Origin of the sequence: Bradyrhizobium sp. AZCC 2289 (assembly GCF_036924615.1) — a bacterium.
Classification (GTDB): domain Bacteria; phylum Pseudomonadota; class Alphaproteobacteria; order Rhizobiales; family Xanthobacteraceae; genus Bradyrhizobium.
Genome location: NZ_JAZHRY010000001.1, coordinates 2247702 through 2265853, shown reverse-complemented (window position 1 = coordinate 2265853; position 18152 = coordinate 2247702). Strand labels below are relative to the sequence as shown.

The following is an 18152-nucleotide window of genomic DNA, read 5'->3' as shown; positions in this document are numbered from 1 at the left end:
ATGTTCCTGCAATTCTTCACATCGCTGCGCGACGCCCAGGTCCCCGTGACCTTACGGGAATATCTGACGCTGATGGAGGCGCTCGACGCCGATCTCGCCGAGCAGACGGTGGAGAATTTCTACTACCTCTCCCGCGCCGCTTTGGTGAAGGACGAGCGCAACCTCGACAAGTTCGATCGCGTGTTCGGCACCGTGTTCAAGGGACTGGAAAGCCTCCTGGACGCCATGGAGAAGGCGGACATTCCCGCCGAATGGCTGAAGAAGCTCGCGGAAAAATACCTTACCGAGGAAGAGAAGAAGCAGATCGAGGCGATGGGCTGGGACAAGCTCATGGAGACGCTTCGCCAGCGCTTGAAAGAGCAGCAGGGCCGCCATCAGGGCGGCAACAAATGGATCGGCACCGCAGGGACCTCGCCGTTCGGCGCCCATGGCTACAATCCCGAAGGGGTGCGGATCGGCCAGGAGAAGAACCGCAACAACCGCGCGGTAAAGGTCTGGGACAAGCGCGAGTTCAGAGATCTCGACGGCAATGTCGAGCTCGGCATCCGCAACATCAAGATCGCGCTGAGACGTTTGCGCAAGTTCGCCCGCACCGGCGCGCCGGACGAACTCGATCTCGACACCACGATCAAGGAAACCGCCAATCACGGCTATCTCGACGTACATATGCGCCCCGAGCGGCGCAACGCGGTCAAGGTATTGGTGTTCTTCGACATCGGCGGCTCGATGGATTCGCATATCGAGCAGGTCGAGGAGCTGTTCTCGGCGGCCAAGACCGAATTCAAGCACATGGAATATTTCTACTTCCACAACTGCCTCTATGAAGGCGTCTGGAAGCAGAACAAGCGCCGCTTCACCGACCGCACGCCGACCTGGGACGTGCTGCATAAATATCCGCACGACTACAAGGTGGTGTTCGTCGGCGACGCCTCGATGAGCCCTTACGAGATCATGGTCCCCGGCGGCTCGGTCGAGCACGTCAATGAAGAGGCCGGATCCGTCTGGCTCGACCGCATCACGCGCACCTATCCGCATGCGGTGTGGCTCAATCCGGTGGCGCAGAAACACTGGGACTATTCGGAATCCACCACCATCATCCGCCGCCTGTTCTCGGAGCGCATGTATCCGATCACGATCGAGGGACTGGAAGGCGCGATGAAGGAACTGGTGCGGTGACATCAGTCATTCCGGGATGGTCCGAAGGACCAGACCCGGAATCTCGAGATTCCGGGTTCGATGCGGAGCCTGTCATCGGGCCGCGCTTCGCGCGGACCCGGTGGCATCGCCCCGGAATGACGGGCCAAGAAAAATTGAGAGGGAATGCAAAATGCCCCAGACCATTCACCGCGGTATCAAATCCCTGATCGACGAAGCCAATGCCGAGATCGAGACCGTCAGCGCGGCGGACGCGATCAAGGCCGCGCAGAGTCCCGACGTCGTGATCGTCGACATCCGCGATCCCCGCGAGATCGAGCGCGACGGCAAGATTCCCGGCGCGTTCTCCTGCACCCGCGGCATGCTGGAGTTCTGGATCGATCCGGCGAGCCCGTACGCCAAGCCGATCTTCCAGGAAGACAAGAAATTCATCTTCCACTGCGCCGGCGGCATGCGCTCGGCGCTGGCGGCCAAGACCGCAAAGGACATGGGCCTGAAGCCGGTCGCCCATATGGGCGGCGGCTTTGCCGCCTGGCGCGACGCCGGCGGGCCGGTCGAAAAGTGGGAACCGAAGAAGAAGGGCTGAGGTTGACGCGCCTTCGCTCTCTCACTTCGTCATTCCGGGGCGCGCGCCAGCGCGAACCCGGAATCTCCTGGAACAACTTCTGGATTCCGGGTCTGCGCCTGCCGGCGCATCCCGGAATGACAACGAGGATCTTCCACACATGACCACCACCGACGATCCGCTGGTCTCCACCGACTGGCTCGCCGCACATCTCGACGATCCCACTGTCCGGATTATCGATGCCTCGTTCAAGCTGCCGGGCGTGCTGCCGTTGCCGCTGGATGATTATCTCGCCGCGCATATTCCAGGCGCAGCATTTTTTGATGTCGACGCGGTTTCCGATCACAATGACCCGCGGCCGCACATGTATCCCGACGCCGGGCAGTTCGCGCGCGATGTGGCCGCGCTCGGCATTTCCACCGGCGATACCGTGGTCGCCTACGATTCCGGCAGTTGGGTCGCAGCACCGCGGGCGTGGTGGATGTTCCTGTCATTCGGCTATCGCAACGTGAAGGTGCTGGATGGCGGTTTGAAGAAATGGACCAGCGAAGGCCGTGCGACGCAATCCGGCAAGGTCACGCCGAAACCCGGACAGTTCACGGCCAGGCTCGATCCCAGTTACATCCGAAGCCAGCAGCAAGTGCTCGCCAATATCGAAACGCGCGCCGAGCAGTTGGTCGATGCCCGCCCGCGCGGGCGTTTCGAAGGTACCGTGGCTGAGCCACGGCCGGATTCCCGCTCCGGCCACATTCCCGGCAGCCGCAATGTGCCTTACGCTGAATTGTTCGACGCCAGGACCGGCGCGATGAAATCGCTCGATGATCTGCGCAAGGCATTTGCCGGCGCCGGGGTCGACACCACGAAACCAATCGTGACCACCTGCGGCTCCGGCGTCTCCGCGCTGGTGCTGACGCTGGCGCTGTATCGCCTCGGCGTACGCGGCACCGCGCTCTATGACGGCTCGTGGGCCGAATGGGGTTTGCCCAACGGACCGCCGGTTGCGACCGGCCCGGCCTGAGTGACGCACGCCGGCCGCTTCACGGAAAATTGCTGCGACCGGTGGTCGCAAGCGAGGGTGGTATCGCAATTGCGGTATTACATCCGAGATGCACGGCAGCCGAACGCGCGCTGCCCAAGGTGTCGGATCATGCGGACAGGTCGATGGGCCTTTTGGCTGCTCTTGCCGGCCGCGGTCGCGGCCATGACCACGGGTGTCAACGCGGTGGCCGCTGAACATGTCGAAACGCTCGCGACGTCGGCCGGTGCGCCGGTCGCGCTCGGCACCGGGCCGGTGGCTGTGACGCTTGCGCCTCCGACTGCCGGCAAGGCGCTGTCCGCGCGGGTCGCAAGCGTCGGCGAGAACCGCAAGGTCTATCTCGTCGCCAGAGGGCTCGGCACCGACGAGCCGCCGGAGACGATCTACCAGATTTACCTCGGGCTACCGCCGGGCGTCGCGCCAAGTCCCGACGCGATTTATTATGTCGGCTCACTGAATTTCTTCCATGCCGTGGGAGCCGCGCGATCCGATCCGCGCTTTCTTAGTTTCGACGTGACCGCGCTCCTCCGGACGCTGCAGTCGCGCCATTCGCTGGGCGACACTACAACCGTAACGATCGTTCCGGCCGGTAGGCCCCGTGCCAGCGCCAAGCCTGTCATCGCCGAGGTCGCGCTGGTCGAGCAGTAGCCTGTATCTGCAGCCAAATGACGCAGCAACCGGCAATTTGATCCGGCAATTAAAGATTGCATTTTGTTGTGTCGACACCCTCGATGCGGTAGTCTGCGCGCGATCGTGCGGATCATCACAACCGAGGGAGGTAGACATGGCGGAGCTGTCGCGTCGTCATCTCGTCGTCAGCGGGCTTGCCGGAGCAGGCGCGAGCCTAATGCCCGGCTCCATCCGGGAAGCGAATGCCGCAACGTCGATCCGGTACAATCTGGCCTCGCCGAACGGCCAGGTGATGCTCAAGAAATATGCCCAGGCCGTGAAGCTCATGATGGCGCTACCGCCAAAGGATCCGCTGAGCTGGACCTTCCAGTGGTACACGCACGCGGTGCCGACCAATACCACCAAGGCGGCGGCGCTGACGCAGATCTTCGGGCCCAACCCGTCGCCGAACAAGACGCTGGCCACCGAGATGTGGAACACCTGCCAGGGGCACTTCGCGGCCTCCGGCGAGCCGTATTTTTGCCCGTGGCACCGGATGTATGTCTGCTACTTCGAGGAGATCATCCGCGCGGTCCTGAAGGATCCCAAGTTCACGCTGCCCTACTGGAATTATACGGTGCCGGCCGGCTATGCCGTGCCGAAGGAATTCCGCCTGCCGAATGACCCGCTGTGGGGTCCGCTGTATCGCCCGAACCGCAATCCGACATCCAATGCAGGGCAGCCGATCTTCGCCGCCGGCGGTTCGGCCAGCGATATGAGTCCTGCGCCGGCGATGGCGGAAACCCAATATCTGCCGAGTGGCGCGATACAAGGTTTCAACCAGACGCTCGACTTCGGTCTTCACGGCAACGTGCACGTCTTCACCGGCAACAGCCAGGGCATGGGCCAGATACCCTGGGCCGCGAACGACCCGATCTTCTGGATGCATCACTGCAACATCGATCGCATCTGGGCGAGTTGGAACAACGCCGGTCACGCCAATCCCAACACCGCGGCGTGGCAGGGCAAGGTCTTCATATTCGCCGGCCCCGACGGCAAGGGCGTCAAGGCGATCGTGAAGGATTACACCAACACCAAGAAGTGCGATTACCAATATGATCAGCTGATCGGTACGAAGCTCGTCGCTTCGGTTGCCGAGTCGCTCGCGCCTGCGGCGGCCGCGGCTCCGGTGACGGTGGCGAAGACACAGAGTGGACCGGTGGCGCTTGGCGCTGCGCCGGTTCGGGTCAGCCTGCAGGCCGCTGCATCTCCCTCGGCCGCGGCGTCACCGTTGTCCGCCAGGCTTTCAGCCCTGCCGGAGAATCACCGGGTCTATCTGGTCATCAACGACTTCAAGGCCGATGCGCAGCCGGAGACGCTGTTCCGCGTCTATCTCGATCTGCCCGACAATCCGCCGTCCGATCCGGTCAACAGCCACTATGTCGGATCCTTCAATTTCTTCGCCGCGGTTGCGCATGGCGACGACCACGACCACGCGGATGTTGCCCGGTCGATCAGCTTCGACATCACCGACATTGCCGCCAATCTCGATGCCAGGGGTCTGTTGAAGGCCGAGCACGCAGTGACGATCGTTCCGGCGAAGGCGCCGGCCGCGGACGCGAAAGCGGTCGTCGGCAATATCTCGTTCGTCGAGCAGTAGGGCGAGCCCGCGAAATTTGCGGTGAAGCGCGCCTGTCCCGCGCGCTTCGCTAGCGCGCTCTCGGCGTGATGGAGGGTTGTGCGAACGGATTGGCTTGTGGCTGAGCCGCCGCTGCCTGTCGCGCAATGCGCGCGCGTCGTGCGATGCGCCGGCGTTCCCGGGCACGCTGCGCCCGCTTCCCTGCGGGTGTTGCGTCGGCTTTTGCTGTTGTGGCCGGATTGATCGCGACCGCTGGACCGCCCAGCGTGGCGATCCTGGTCGCTGCGATGCTGGTCTCGGGCGAGGGCACCACGGCCGGTTGCTCGGACGCCACCGGCGCGGTTTCAGTGACCGGTGGCGCAGTTTCTGTGACAGGCGGCGCAGTTTCGGTGACCGGTGGCGGCGTTTCGGCGATCGCTGCGAGCTTCGGCTCGTCGGTTGAAGCGGGCGTCTCGGCTGGAGCTGGGGCGGTCGGCATGTCGAGCGCAGTTGCTGCAGTCGAGATGTCCGGCTTCGCCGCCTCCGGCGGGGACGCGTCCTCCGGCTTCAGCGCCGCCAGCTTTTCGGGCTCTGCCGGCGGCACGGCATCCGCAGCCTGCTCGGTTGGTGCCGCAGCCACGGCAACATTGTCCGGCGTATTCTCCTCGACCGGCGGCTCGACGCGCAGCAGCGCCAGTGTCGGCGCTGGCGCTTCGCTCGGCTGCGCAAACACGGTTTCAGGCGGTGGCTGTCGCGACGGCATGCTGGCAAATTGCTCATGCGCGGCACGCAACAGCGCCGCCGCGCCAAGCCCGAAGACCAGGACCGACATCGACAGGATGATCGCGGCGAACAGGAAACGAAAGCCGGGGAGCATGGTCGCGGGTTCCGCCTTTGGCGGGGGGCCCTTGGATCGGGCCGTTGAGACTTGAAGGGAACGCGGTGACCACAAAGCCAGCTTCGCACGCCGCGAATCAGACCGATTCGAGAATATCGCAACGCTTCGACGCTGTTCGTTACAAAATATGCGGCCGGCGCTCGCGATCGGGCGGCAGAGCCATGTTTTTGCGGAGGTGAGGCATCTTTACCGCAGCTGTCACGGGCGATCACAAAATGACCGATTTGGGCCGAGTTTCGCTGATTTGTCTTGAATGCGCCGCTATCTTCGGCCATCTGCCGTTAACGGTCCGGTGTGGCTTGGGGACTATATAAAAACGATGATGATGAACCGCATTCTGACGATTTGTGCTGCCGTGGCTGCTTGCGCGGCGGGAGCTTCGCTTGCCCAGGCGCAACAGAGCTATCCGGTACCCCCCGGCTCGGTCTATTCGACGGCTCCGGGACCCTATCCGCCCGGCGGCTATGTCGTCGATGAACGCCGCGGCCCCGGCATGCCGGATTTCGATGCCCTGGAAGATGACGACGCGCCGAACGCGCAGAGTTCGACCGCGCTGCCGCCGCCCGGCCCGGTAATGTCGCCGGACGACCCGCGTTATGGCCGCCCGATGGGCGCCCCGGTTTATTCCGATCGCGGCGCACCGGTGCCTACAGGCCCCGTTCTTTCTCCGGACGACCCGCGTTATGGCCGTCCGATGGGCGCCCCGGTCTATTCCGAACGCGGCGCACCGATGCCGACAGGTCCGGTGATGTCGCCGGATGATCCGCGTTACGGCCGCCCTGCCGGTCCGCCGCCGGTGATCTATTCCGACCGTCCGGATGGCCGCGTTCCGGCTGCGGGCGTGATGTATCCGAACGACGATCGCGGCTTGCGTCCGCCGGAGGCCGTCGGCACCGCGCCAAGCGTCACCGGAGCGGTTCAGCCGCAGCAATCGCCTGTGGGCGCCGATGGCAAGCCGATGGTGCTGTCCGCACTGCCGCCCGATGAACAGCCGGAAACGGGTCCTGCGCAGCTCGCGCCCAATTTGCGCCGCCAGGAAGTTGCGTTCGCGACCAAGGAGCCCGCGGGCACGCTGGTCGTCGATACCCCGAACACCTACCTCTATTACATCCTCGGTGGCGGCCGTGCGATCCGCTACGGCGTCCGCGTCGGCCGCGACGGCTTCACCTGGACCGGCGTGCAGAAGATCACCCGCAAGGCGGAGTGGCCGGATTGGCATCCGCCGACCGAGATGATCGAGCGTCAGCCCTATCTGCCGCGCTTCATGGCCGGCGGCCCCGGCAATCCGCTGGGCGCCCGCGCGATGTATCTCGGCTCGACCGTGTACCGCATCCACGGCACCAACCAGCCCTCGACGATCGGCAAGTTCGTCTCCTCGGGCTGCATCGGCATGCTGAACGAGGATGTCTCTGATCTGTTCGAGCGCGTGAAGGTCGGCACCCGCGTGGTGGTGCTGCCCGGTGGCCCGCCGCCGGGAGCTCTCACCGCGTCAGCCGCGCCGCCGCCCGGTGGACCCGCGGCGCCGCGTCCGGCGTCCGCGCAGTTGGCCCAGCCCCTTCCGGGAACGCAGCCGACCGTGGTGCCGCCGCTGCCCGCACCGGTGACGGTGCGCTGAGGCCGCCGATCGTCCGCGACATCATCCAAAAAGGCGCGCGATAGCGCGTCTTTTTCGTTGCGACTGCGAAGAGGGCTAAGCCAGCTTCTGCAGCGGTTCGCCCATGAACCAGGCGTCGATGCCCTCGACCATCTGGCTATAGTGATTGCGGAAACTGTCCTCGGTGACGTAGCCGAGATGCGGCGTCAGCACGAGGTTGTCGAGTTTGCGGAAGGGATGATCGACCGGCAGCGGCTCGGCCGAGAACACGTCGACGGCCGCGCCCGCGATCTTCTTCTGTGTCAGGGCTTCGAGCAGCGCGCCTTCATCGACGATCGGCCCGCGCGCGGTGTTGACGAGGTAGGCGGTCGGCTTCATCCGCGCGAGATCGGCTGCTCCCACCAGCCCGCGCGAGCGCGGGCCCAGCACCACATGCAAGGTGATGACGTCGGCGGTCGCAAACAATTCCTCCTTGCTGGCGTAGCCGACGCCGACTTCCTTGCAGCGTTCGGCCGTCAGGTTCGGGCTCCAGGCGATCACGTTCATGCCGAAGGCCTGAGCGAGCTTTGAGACCTTGCTGCCGAGCTTGCCGAGGCCGATCACGCCCAGCGTCCGGCCTTCGATTTCCATACCGACGAACTTTTGCAAGGGTTCGCCGGCATGCATCCGCGCGCTCTCGCGGCCGATATTGCGGGTCAGTTCCAGGATCAGGCCCATCGCCAGCGGCGCGGTGGGATCGCGTCCCCATTGCGTCCCGCACAGCGTCACCTTGTGGTCCTTGGCGGCATCGAAATCGATCGCGGCATTGCGCATGCCCGAGGTGATCAAGAGCTTCAGCTTCGGCAGGGCCGCAAACAAGGTGCGCGGAAACGGCGTCCGCTCGCGCATCGCGCAGATGATCTCGAAATCCTGCAGCGCGCGGGCCGCGGCCTCGGCGGTCGCAAACGGCTGATTGAACACCGTGACATCGACGCGGTCGGAGATTTTCGACCAGTCCGCGACCCTCAGGGCCAGATTGAGATAGTCATCGAGAATTGCACAGCGCAGCCGCGTCATCGGAGGTCCGTTCCTGGCGAGGATGACGGCGGGAAAGAGCCGTCGGGGAAAGGTCGCCATGGTTGCGCGCAATCGGCAGGCGCGCAAGCGGACTTAAAAGGAGACTTGCCTCAAATATCCGGGAAGGTCAGCCCGAACGGGCCTTGTGCTTGGCGCGCCAGGCGGGGCCGGGGCCGCGCATATAGTGCAGTTCCGGCCGATAGGGGTTGAACGCCCGGGCGAAGAACTGGCGCCAGAAGGCGCGGAATTCGGCGAACAGCCTGACCAGTCCATCGCGGCCGGTCGCCGGGTGCGAAACGGATGCCGAAGTGATCGTAGCCATGACGCGAGACCTCTGTTTTCACCGCGGCTTTTGCCGCCTTGGACGCACTGTTGGACGTCGTGAAAACGAGTTTTCGCCTCATTAATTAAAAGTTAGTTTCAATTAGCGTGATTTGGCGCACACATGGTGTCCATCCCGTATTCATCCGTGGTGAACGGATGGAAAACACGCCCCCGCGGTTGCCCTTTGGGGGCCGCGCCGCTACATCAGCGGCAGCAAATTTCCGATAAATCCAACGGTTTCCAGGGGATTCGATGGCCCGTCAGTTCGTCTATTTCATGCAGGGTTTGACCAAGAGCTATCCGACCCGGAAGGTGCTCGATAACGTCCATCTCTCGTTCTACCCGGACGCCAAGATCGGCGTGCTCGGCGTCAACGGCTCAGGCAAGTCGACGCTGCTGCGGATCATGGCCGGCCTCGACAAGGAATATAACGGCGAGGCATGGGTCGCCGAGGGCGCCCGGGTCGGCTACCTCGAACAGGAACCGCATCTCGACGCCACCAAGACGGTGCGCGAAAACGTCATGCTCGGCGTTGCCAAGCAGAAGGCGATCCTCGACCGCTACAACGAACTGGCGATGAACTATTCGGAAGAGACCGCCGACGAGATGACCAAGCTGCAGGACGAGATCGAGGCCGCAGGCCTCTGGGATCTCGACAGCAAGGTCGATCAGGCGATGGACGCGCTGCGTTGCCCGCCCGACGATTCCGATGTGACGAAACTTTCGGGCGGCGAGCGCCGCCGCGTCGCGCTCTGCAAATTGCTGCTCGACCAGCCGGAACTGCTGCTGCTGGACGAACCGACCAACCATCTCGACGCCGAGTCGGTGTCGTGGCTGGAAGGCCATTTGCGCAATTATCCCGGCGCGATCCTGATCGTGACCCATGACCGCTACTTCCTCGACAATGTCACCGGCTGGATCCTCGAACTCGACCGCGGCAAGGGCATTCCCTACGAGGGCAATTATTCGTCCTGGCTGGTGCAGAAGCAGAAGCGGCTTGAGCAGGAAGGCCGCGAGGACGCCGCGCATCAGAAGACGCTGGCGCGCGAGCAGGAATGGATCGCGTCCTCGCCCAAGGCGCGCCAGGCCAAGTCCAAGGCGCGCTACCAGCGCTACGAGGACCTGCTGAAGCAGGCCAGCGAGAAGCAGAACCAGACCGCGCAGATCACGATTCCCGTGGCCGAGCGGCTCGGCCAGAACGTGGTCGACTTCGAAGGCCTCAGCAAAGGCTTTGGCGATCGCGAGTTGATCGACAATCTTACCTTCAAGCTGCCGCCGGGCGGCATCGTCGGCGTGATCGGCCCCAACGGCGCCGGCAAGACCACGCTGTTCCGGATGATCACCAAGCAGGAAACCCCGGACAAGGGCTCGATCACCGTCGGCGAGAGCGTGCATCTCGGCTACGTCGACCAGTCGCGCGACGATCTCGACGGCAAGAAGAACGTGTGGGAGGAGATATCCGGCGGCAACGAGTTGATCCTGCTCGGCAAGCGCGAAGTCAACTCGCGCGGTTATTGCTCGTCGTTCAACTTCAAGGGCGCCGATCAGCAGAAGAAGGTAGGCTCCCTGTCAGGCGGCGAGCGCAACCGCGTGCATCTGGCCAAAATGCTGAAATCCGGCGCCAACGTGCTGCTGCTCGACGAGCCGACCAACGACCTCGACGTCGACACGCTGCGCGCGCTGGAAGAGGCGCTGGAGGATTTTGCCGGCTGCGCCGTCATCATCAGCCATGACCGCTGGTTCCTCGACCGCATCGCCACCCACATCCTGGCCTTCGAAGGCGACAGCCATGTCGAATGGTTCGAAGGCAATTTCCAGGACTATGAGAAAGACAAGATGCGCAGGCTCGGACAGGACAGCATCATCCCGCATCGGGTGAAGTACAAGAAGCTGACGCGGTGAGCTCGTTGATCTGAGCTATCCCACCTTCTCCGCCAGCCACATCTTGATGAGCGACTGATACGGCACGTCGCGCTTGTTGGCGGCGATCTTGATCTGCTCCAGAAGGCCCAGTGGCAGACGAATTGAGATCGCTGTGGTGGACGGCTTCAAGTTTGGAAAGCGCACACGCCCGGCTTTGCTCCAGTCGACGTAATCGCTGGAGTCGTGCGTCTCCCGGAATTTCCGCTCCTCGGCTTCGGTCTTGAAGGCGGGACGTGGTTTTGGCTTCTTCACAGTCTTCCCCCGATCCCCCGTTGGTCGGCCTCGGTCGGCATAGTTCACAATGATCAGCGCTTGTGATAATCTCATACTATGACTGAGCCCGACAACATTGTTCTTGAGCATCTGCGTCATATTCGCGGCGCGATTGATGACGTGCGCGACGACATTCGCGAGATCAAGCAGCGCGTCGGAAATCTTGAGAATCAATATGCCAGTATGTCGAATCGACTTGATCGGATGGACGTACGCATCGAGAGAATTGAACGACGCCTCGATCTGACGGACGCGTGAGCGGGCTGTTGAACGTCCGTATCACATCGGCTCTTGGCCTGCTGCTCCTGGTGCTGGCGCTCAACTCTCCCGCCCGCGCCGCCGATGCCGCCTTCACCCAGTTCACCGCCTCGCTATGGCCGGAGGCGCAAGCGGCCGGCGTGTCGCGCGCGACCTTCGATGCCGAGACCCGCGGGCTCGAGCCCGACTACAAATTGCCCGACCTGATCCTGCCGGGACGGCCCGCGACCGGCGCGCCGTCGCAGGCCGAGTTCGTGCAGGTGCCGGCCGATTACGTCAGGGAAGCCTCAATCGCGCGGCTGGCGGCGGAGGGGCAGCGATTGATGGCGAAGCATCGCGCCGCGCTGACCGAGATCGAATCCCGTTTCGGCGTGCCGGCGTCGGTCGTGCTCGCGATCTGGGGCCGTGAAACCGACTTTGGCCGTTACACGCTGCCCTACGACACGCTGCGGGTGGTTGCGACGCAGGCCTATGTCGGCCGCCGCAAGGATCAATACCGCACCGAATTCATCCTGGCGCTAAAAATCCTCGGCGAGGGGGCGGTGACGCGCAAGGACATGCGCTCGTCCTGGGCCGGCGCCACCGGCCTCACGCAATTTCTTCCGTCCGAATACTACAAGCATGGCGTCGATTTCGACGGCGACGGCCGCGTCGACATCTGGCATTCGGTGCCGGACGCGCTCGCCTCCGCAGCACAGCAACTTGTCAACAAGGGATGGCAGAGGGGCGTGCGCTGGGCCTATGAAGTGCGCGCGCCTGCCAATGTCGACTGCACCATGGGTGTGCCTGAAGTGACGAAACCGCTTGGCGAATGGCTGCGCGCGGGCTTCGTGCCGGTGCGCGGACAAAAGTTGAGCGCGGCCGAACAGGCGCAGCCGGCCTCGCTGCTGCAGCCCGAGGGCATCTACGGCCCGGCCTTCCTGACCACGCAGAATTACTTCGTCATCAAGGAATATAATTTTTCCGATCTGTATGTGCTGTTCGTCGGTCATCTCAGCGACCGCATGCTGAGTCCGCTGCCGTTCGCGACGCCGTGGTCGGCGTCGTCCCAGATGCGCACCAAAGATGTCGAAGCCATGCAGCGCCATCTGACGCAGATCGGTCTCTACAAGGACAAGCTCGACGGCAAGGCCGGCATGCAGACCCGCGCGGCGTTGGGGGCATATCAGAAGTCCGCCGGCCTGAAGGTCGATTGCTGGCCGAGCGACGCGGTGCTGCGTTCGCTCGGTGCGGCACGCTGAGCCAGGCGACGAGCGCAAAAGAAAAACCCGGCCGAAATCTCGGCCGGGCTTGAAATCAAGGCGCGTAGGTTTCGCGCCGGTCGGTCAGATCAGTTGCAGTACTCGACGCGGCGGAAACGCCAGCCGTAACCATCCCAATAGCGCTCGCGAACCATGCGGCAGGGCGGGGGAGCTTCTTCCACATACACCGGGCCGCCATAGGCCGGGCGGCTGGAGGCGATCGCGCCACCGACGATCGCGCCGCCGATCAGGCCGGCTGCCACGCCTGCGGCAACGCCACGCTGGGCGCTGGCGGGTGTCGCGGCGAGCGACGCGGCGATCGTTGCGACCGCGACGAAGGCAGCAAATGTCTTCTTCATGTCTAGGGCTCTCCTGGAGATGGCGCCTTCAGCCGACGCCGGGTTTAAGGTAACTCGCACGCTGGTTTCGAACTGGCCGTCTCGCCAAAAAGCGCACAACAGTCAACCGAAAGTAAACGTCATGGCCTGATGGGCGGAAAAAACGGTTTTTTCAGGCCGCAACAGGCATACGTCCCGGAAAACCAATGGTTTCTCGGGACGCTGCCGTCGATTTAATGTCGATTTAATGAAGGTGAACGGGATCAGTCGCAAACCCTGACGTTGCGAACCCGCCAGCCGTAGCCGTCCCAGAAGCGCTGGCGCTGCCAGACGCAGGGCGGCCCGTAATAGCCGGGATCGGCGACATAGGCCGGGCCGCCATAATAGCCATAGCCGGGGCCGTAGTAGCCGTTCTGCGATGCGATCGCGCCGCCGACGATGGCGCCGCCGATCAAGCCTGCGGCGACACCCGCAGCTACGCCGCGTTGCGCCTGGGCAGGGGCGGGGACCGCCACAGCCGAAATCGCCAGCGTGGCGACGGCAGCAAGTGCCACCAATGTCTTCTTCATGGCCTCACCTCTCTCGTGGGAGCAAAGGACTGCGATAAGCGGTCCGTCGCAGTGAAAGTTCCACATTTCTCTTGAATGATCAATGAACGGCGGTGCCTCATTTGGCGACGAATGTCGGTGGTGGTTAGGCGCTTTTGCGGTGCAAAACGGCGGTTTTTCGGCCACCCGCCGAGAGGATCCAGATGAGCGGGATGACGGCATTCGTGATCGCGGTCGGCGGCACATCGCTGATTTGCTATCTGCTGATGAACCGGGTGCAGAGCCGAAGCGCGCGACGCAGCCCGGCTGGCGACGGCTCGGCCGACGGGGCGAGCTACGATTCCGGCGCCGGCTGGCATAGCCTCAACTGGTTCGGCGCCGACAATTCCACTTCCGACCATTCGGGCCCATCGGGCGACTCCGGCGGCGGGGATAGCGGAGGCGGCGATGGCGGCGGTGGGGGTGGCGACGGTGGTGGCGGAGGCGATTGACGCTACCCTGTCAGATCGGCAGATCCGCGTTTGATGCCTGCGGCGCAAGGGTTTTTTAGACCCGTTCCAAACTGCTTTAGCCATCACTTTGGAATTGCTTGAAAGTGAGGTTTTTCCTTTTGCATCCCGTCCCGGCGTTCAATATCTGTGAGTTGAGCATCACCGATGGGCCTGCCGTCTCTATGATTGTTTGTTCCTGTAACGTCCTCAGCGACCACGATGTCCGCAATGCCGTGGTCGCCGCCGGGGAGCTGCCGCGCAATGCGAAGCAGATTTATGGTTGCCTCGGCTGCAGCGCGGAATGCGGCCGGTGCGCGCGTACCATCAAGACCATCATCGACGAGGCGCTCGGTCCCTGTGCCAAGGCCTGCTGCTCCGGCTGTCCGCATACCGCTGCGAACGACGAACCCGCCCACGACTTCGCACTCGCGGCCTACTGAAAATCCCTGAATCTGTCGGATTTCGCCGTTCCCAACGCTTTGCTCCGGGACCGGTTGCCCTTGTCTCTGAACTGACTTAGAAGCGTTCTAAACAATACTTCAGGCTCGTTTTAGCCTCAAAACCCGGAGTGCACCATGCAGGGCGACCCAAAAGTCATCGATTATCTCAACAAGGGCCTGCGCAGCGAACTCACCGCCATCAGCCAGTATTGGCTGCACTATCGGCTCCTGAACAATTGGGGCCTGTTAGAAATGGCCAAGGTCTGGCGCAAGGAATCCATCGAGGAGATGGAGCACGCCGACAAGTTCACCGACCGGATCCTGTTTCTCGACGGCTTCCCCAACATGCAGGTGCTCGATCCCCTGCGCATCGGCCAGAACGTCAAGGAAATCATCCAATGCGATCTGGACTCGGAGATCGCCGCGCGCGCGCTCTACCAGGAAGGCGCGACCTACTGCCATGGCGTCAAGGACTACGTCTCGCGTGATCTGTTCGAAAGCCTGATGAAGGACGAGGAGCATCACATCGACTTCCTCGAAACCCAGCTCGATCTGATCAAGCGCATCGGGCTCGAGCTCTACACCCAGAAGCACGTCGGCGGGCTCGAGAGCGAGCACTAGCTAGACTAGAAGTTCATGCAACGCCCAATGCTGTCATCGCCCCGCGAAAGCGGGCGATCCAGTATTCCAGAGACGTCAGTGATTGAGCCGGAAAAGCCGCGGCGTACTGGATCCCCCGCTTTCGCGGGGGACGACGACCAGCTTTGGAGCAGCGGGGAATTGCGCGCTCACAACTGCGTCTTGTAACGCGCCTCGACCACGGCCTGCTCTTCCGGCTCGCCGAGGTGGGTCTGGTCGTGGATCACTTGGCTGATGCTGGGCATGACCGTGCGTTCGACCCGCGTATCCGCCGACCACAATTTTGAGCGCATCAGCGCCTTGCCGCAGTGGAAATAGGCCTCGTGCACGTCGATCCGCAACACCGCGCGCGGCGGTTTGCCGAACTCCACCATCGACGCCAGCAGGTCTGGATCCGCCGACACCTTGCCCTTGCCGCCGACGCGCAGCGTCTCGTCGATCCCGGGCACGAAGAAGATCAACTGCACGAAGCCGCTTCCCTCGACGATGTTGCGAAAACTGTCGATGCGGTTGTTGCCGGAACGATCCGGCATCAGCAGCGCGTTCGGCCCGGCGACGTGGACAAAGCCGGGATTGCCGCCGCGCGGCGAAGCATCGACGCTGCCGTCGGAGCCCGACGTCGCAAGCACGCAGAACGGCGACATCGCGATAAAGTTTTTCGCATGGACGTCGATTTCCGGCCGCGCCTTCGCGATCACGCGCTCGGTGGGTTTTGGATAGATCGAGGCAAGGTCGCAAGGAGCAAGGTCGGTCAAGGAGGGCCTCCGGTCAGGTTTCGGCCAGAGTATCAGCAAGCGCCGACGGCGTCATCTCGACGCCATCTAAACTGCGTCCGCCGGCACGAAACAGCTGATGATGATGCTGCCGCGGTGGTGCACGTACCACACCACGGCTTCGCCGACCGGATTGCCGCGATCGCGGATGATGGCGCGCTCGGGCACCGCCATCCACTGACCCTCGATCGGAACCCAATAGGCGCCGTCGCGGAAATCATATTCGGTCTTATGGCCGTCGGAGATATCGCAACACGGCACACCGTTCGGCGCCATCACGCTCTTGAACCAGGCGCGGATGTCGGGCGGCACGTTCTCGTATTGACCATTGTCGAAGGCGATCGCCGCGTTTCCCAGCGTGGACAGACAGGCAAGCAAAACGATATGCGCCAGTCTTCGCATTCGATCCTCCACATTGCCGCATCGTCGGGCGCCGCGTCGCGCGTCATGACGACGAATCCGGAATGCGATTAGGCCCGAGCCGGGATGCGGATGCACGCTCAAAAAATGAGCGCCGCGGCCGATGAAAAATTGATGCGGTGCGAAAATCAGGCCTTGTGCTTCGCGCGCGGTTTCGCGAGCGATTGGGGCGCGATGTTCTGCCACGCCATGATCAGCGCGCTTTGCAGCGTCACCGGACCGGCCTTCGCAAGCCGCACATTGGTGCTGCCGCCTCTGCCCCATCCGCCCGGCACCGGGCGGAAGATTTCAGGCTCGGCCTCGATCAGCATGGACTGCTGCTCCGGCGTCAGCTTCACCATGCCCCAGTTGTCGTCGGGATAGCCGAGCGTGGCGAAGATGCGCTTGCCGACGCGGAAGTCGGCGTGGCCCTGATGGGCGCCTTCGATCGCCCCGGGCAGCCCGAGCGCGACGCGGCGGAAACGGTGTTGCGACATTGTGTGCTCAGTTTGGGTCGCGTCGGCTCACATCGTCCGCTGTGGCGCGATCTGCAGCAATTCCTGCAGCTGCCGGCTGTAGAATCTGGCGTTGCCGGTGGTGAGATGGCCGCGCGTCTCGGTGCTGGCGGGGATCAGATAGAGCTTGCCGTTCTTGATGCGCTTGATCGCCGCGTCGGTGATGCCGGTTTCCGGCGGATTGCGTTCGTCGTCGGCGGCATTGATCGCCAGCAACGTGGCCGCGATCTTCTCCATCCCGGCGGACGGATCGTAGTCGTGCGAGGCTTCCCACTGATAGATGTAGTCGTTGGCATCCGCGGTGACGGCAGTCGCCAGCCGTTCGTCGACCATCTTGTCGGCCTGGGCCGCCGTCGGCGCCAGCGTCTGATAGCCGAGCGTGCCGCCGCCGGTCGCAATGCCGTAGGCGTTGATGGCGTATTTCATCATCCGCGGCTGCGCGGTGTAGTTGCCTGAGTTGTAGTCGGGGTCGTTGCGGATGGTCTCGAGCATCATCCGCCGCAGCATCCAGTTGCGGGCCGCCATCGCGGTCGGCTGCGACGCCATCGGCACCAAGGCATCCATCATCTGCGGATAGCGCACGCCCCAGATCCAGGTATGCATGCCGCCCATCGAATTGCCGATCACGAGCCGCAAATGCTTGACGCCGAGGCCCTCGGTGACCAGGCGGTAATGCGCGTCGACCATGTCGTTATAATCGTACTTCGGAAACGCCGTCTTCATGCCGTCGGACGGCTTTGACGATTTGCCGTGGCCGATGCCGTCCGGGATGATGATGTAATATTTCGACGCATCGAGCGGCTGGCCCGGCCCGAACAACTGGCCGGCGAATTCCGCCGTCAGCATCCGCGACGCATCGCCGCCCGAACCGTGCAGCACCAGCACCGGCTGGCCGGTGGGTTCGCCCACGGTCGTATAATGCAGCCGCAACTCCGGCATGGTCTCGCCGGTGTGGAACTTGAAATCCCGGGCGATCCAGTCGCCCTGCTTCGGCGCTGGATAATCGGCCGCGACGGCGGCGAACGAGGTCAAAATAAATGCGGCGCACAGCGCCGCCCGCAGCAATTCCATGACGTTTCTCCCAGTGCATCGGCCGCCTTGCCGGGGCCTCTTGGGGACAAGCCTATCATGTCGGGAAAACGGAGCCGAGAACGAAGCATTGGCGGACCTGCGGAAAATTTTTGGAAGGGCGCAACCGGAGCGGGGAATATTACGCCTTGTCCTCGACGTCAGTCTCCGGGCGGTCGTTGCCGGCGGCGGTCTCGGTGTGCCATTTGCCGTCCGCAGTCTCGTATTCGATCGCTTCGGTGCGGCCGGGCACGCGCTGCTCGGCGGCCACGCGTCGGGCGGCAGCCAGCGCCGCGGCGTGCGTCGCGAACGGTTCCGAGAACACCCCATCAACGGTGTAAGCCCAGCCGCCGTCGTGCTCGACGATCTTGTAGGTGACATGGCTCATCGG

The 18152-nt window shown here is 63.4% G+C and carries 22 protein-coding genes; 11 read left to right on the top strand and 11 right to left on the bottom strand.

Annotated features, from left to right (window positions below):
- The 5 genes from V1289_RS11085 (at position 1) to V1289_RS11065 (ending at position 5025) form a co-directional block, all read left to right on the top strand.
- Positions 1–1176: a vWA domain-containing protein gene (locus V1289_RS11085; protein WP_074273766.1), complete on the top strand. Its 1176-nt coding sequence runs from the start codon at positions 1–3 to the stop codon at positions 1174–1176.
- A 151-nt stretch (positions 1177–1327) separates the two neighbouring features.
- Positions 1328–1741, top strand: a complete 414-nt coding sequence (locus V1289_RS11080) for a rhodanese-like domain-containing protein (RefSeq protein ID WP_334396984.1) — start codon at positions 1328–1330, stop codon at positions 1739–1741.
- Positions 1742–1880: 139 nt separating this feature from the next.
- Positions 1881–2738 (top strand): 3-mercaptopyruvate sulfurtransferase, encoded by an 858-nt coding sequence (sseA, locus tag V1289_RS11075; RefSeq protein ID WP_334396983.1) that lies wholly within the window; start codon positions 1881–1883, stop codon positions 2736–2738.
- Between the two features lie 129 nt (positions 2739–2867).
- Positions 2868–3404 carry a DUF7868 domain-containing protein gene (locus V1289_RS11070; RefSeq protein ID WP_334396982.1) on the top strand — a complete coding sequence of 179 codons (537 nt, stop codon included), beginning with the start codon at positions 2868–2870 and terminating at the stop codon, positions 3402–3404.
- A 136-nt stretch (positions 3405–3540) separates the two neighbouring features.
- Entirely contained in the window at positions 3541–5025 is a 1485-nt protein-coding gene (locus tag V1289_RS11065; RefSeq protein WP_334396981.1) for a tyrosinase family protein, read from the top strand.
- Positions 5026–5074: 49 nt separating this feature from the next.
- Here V1289_RS11065 and V1289_RS11060 read toward each other — a convergent pair whose 3' ends face one another.
- Positions 5075–5860: a hypothetical protein gene (locus tag V1289_RS11060; RefSeq protein ID WP_334396980.1), complete on the bottom strand. Its 786-nt coding sequence runs from the start codon at positions 5858–5860 to the stop codon at positions 5075–5077.
- Between the two features lie 340 nt (positions 5861–6200).
- Here V1289_RS11060 and V1289_RS11055 point away from each other — a divergent pair, with 340 nt between their 5' ends.
- The gene (locus tag V1289_RS11055; RefSeq protein WP_334396979.1) at positions 6201–7496 is read left to right on the top strand and encodes a L,D-transpeptidase family protein; all 1296 of its coding nucleotides are present in this window, start codon (positions 6201–6203) and stop codon (positions 7494–7496) included.
- Between the two features lie 75 nt (positions 7497–7571).
- On the opposite strand, the gene V1289_RS11050 is transcribed toward V1289_RS11055, so the two are convergent.
- Positions 7572–8531 carry a D-2-hydroxyacid dehydrogenase family protein gene (locus V1289_RS11050; protein WP_334407391.1) on the bottom strand — a complete coding sequence of 320 codons (960 nt, stop codon included), beginning with the start codon at positions 8529–8531 and terminating at the stop codon, positions 7572–7574.
- 127 nt (positions 8532–8658) lie between these two features.
- Positions 8659–8853: a hypothetical protein gene (locus V1289_RS11045; protein ID WP_334396978.1), complete on the bottom strand. Its 195-nt coding sequence runs from the start codon at positions 8851–8853 to the stop codon at positions 8659–8661.
- 254 nt (positions 8854–9107) lie between these two features.
- On the opposite strand from V1289_RS11045, the gene ettA reads away from it, so the two are divergent.
- Positions 9108–10757: an energy-dependent translational throttle protein EttA gene (ettA, locus tag V1289_RS11040; RefSeq protein ID WP_334396976.1), complete on the top strand. Its 1650-nt coding sequence runs from the start codon at positions 9108–9110 to the stop codon at positions 10755–10757.
- 15 nt (positions 10758–10772) lie between these two features.
- On the opposite strand, the gene brnA is transcribed toward ettA, so the two are convergent.
- A complete protein-coding gene (brnA, locus tag V1289_RS11035; protein ID WP_334396975.1) occupies positions 10773–11030 on the bottom strand; it encodes a type II toxin-antitoxin system BrnA family antitoxin in 258 nt (85 codons plus the stop codon).
- 299 nt (positions 11031–11329) lie between these two features.
- Between brnA and V1289_RS11025 the strand changes: the two genes are divergently transcribed.
- Entirely contained in the window at positions 11330–12550 is a 1221-nt protein-coding gene (locus V1289_RS11025; protein ID WP_334407389.1) for a lytic murein transglycosylase, read from the top strand.
- A gap of 89 nt (positions 12551–12639) precedes the next feature.
- On the opposite strand, the gene V1289_RS11020 is transcribed toward V1289_RS11025, so the two are convergent.
- Both V1289_RS11020 and V1289_RS11015 read right to left on the bottom strand, forming a co-directional pair.
- The gene (locus V1289_RS11020; RefSeq protein WP_334396972.1) at positions 12640–12909 is read right to left on the bottom strand and encodes a hypothetical protein; all 270 of its coding nucleotides are present in this window, start codon (positions 12907–12909) and stop codon (positions 12640–12642) included.
- A gap of 242 nt (positions 12910–13151) precedes the next feature.
- On the bottom strand, positions 13152–13457 hold the full coding sequence (locus tag V1289_RS11015; protein WP_334396971.1) for a hypothetical protein: 306 nt from the start codon (positions 13455–13457) through the stop codon (positions 13152–13154).
- Between the two features lie 182 nt (positions 13458–13639).
- Here V1289_RS11015 and V1289_RS11010 point away from each other — a divergent pair, with 182 nt between their 5' ends.
- From V1289_RS11010 to bfr, 3 genes are all read left to right on the top strand, one after another.
- Complete coding sequence (locus V1289_RS11010) at positions 13640–13927, top strand: hypothetical protein (RefSeq protein ID WP_334396970.1); 288 nt, start codon at positions 13640–13642, stop codon at positions 13925–13927.
- Positions 13928–14109: 182 nt separating this feature from the next.
- Positions 14110–14367 carry a (2Fe-2S)-binding protein gene (locus tag V1289_RS11005; protein WP_334407387.1) on the top strand — a complete coding sequence of 86 codons (258 nt, stop codon included), beginning with the start codon at positions 14110–14112 and terminating at the stop codon, positions 14365–14367.
- Between the two features lie 135 nt (positions 14368–14502).
- Positions 14503–14988, top strand: a complete 486-nt coding sequence (gene bfr / locus V1289_RS11000; RefSeq protein WP_334396969.1) for a bacterioferritin — start codon at positions 14503–14505, stop codon at positions 14986–14988.
- A 167-nt stretch (positions 14989–15155) separates the two neighbouring features.
- Here the strand turns inward: bfr and V1289_RS10995 are convergent, their stop codons facing one another.
- The 5 genes from V1289_RS10995 to V1289_RS10975 all read right to left on the bottom strand — a co-directional run bounded on the left by V1289_RS10995 (position 15156) and on the right by V1289_RS10975 (position 18149).
- Positions 15156–15761, bottom strand: a complete 606-nt coding sequence (locus V1289_RS10995; RefSeq protein ID WP_334396968.1) for a pyridoxamine 5'-phosphate oxidase family protein — start codon at positions 15759–15761, stop codon at positions 15156–15158.
- 66 nt (positions 15762–15827) lie between these two features.
- On the bottom strand, positions 15828–16181 hold the full coding sequence (locus V1289_RS10990; protein WP_334396966.1) for a hypothetical protein: 354 nt from the start codon (positions 16179–16181) through the stop codon (positions 15828–15830).
- 146 nt (positions 16182–16327) lie between these two features.
- Complete coding sequence (locus V1289_RS10985; RefSeq protein ID WP_334396965.1) at positions 16328–16675, bottom strand: MmcQ/YjbR family DNA-binding protein; 348 nt, start codon at positions 16673–16675, stop codon at positions 16328–16330.
- Between the two features lie 27 nt (positions 16676–16702).
- Positions 16703–17764: an alpha/beta fold hydrolase gene (locus tag V1289_RS10980; protein WP_334396964.1), complete on the bottom strand. Its 1062-nt coding sequence runs from the start codon at positions 17762–17764 to the stop codon at positions 16703–16705.
- A 139-nt stretch (positions 17765–17903) separates the two neighbouring features.
- A complete protein-coding gene (locus tag V1289_RS10975; protein WP_334396963.1) occupies positions 17904–18149 on the bottom strand; it encodes a DUF2188 domain-containing protein in 246 nt (81 codons plus the stop codon).
- Positions 18150–18152: the final 3 nt, after the last annotated feature.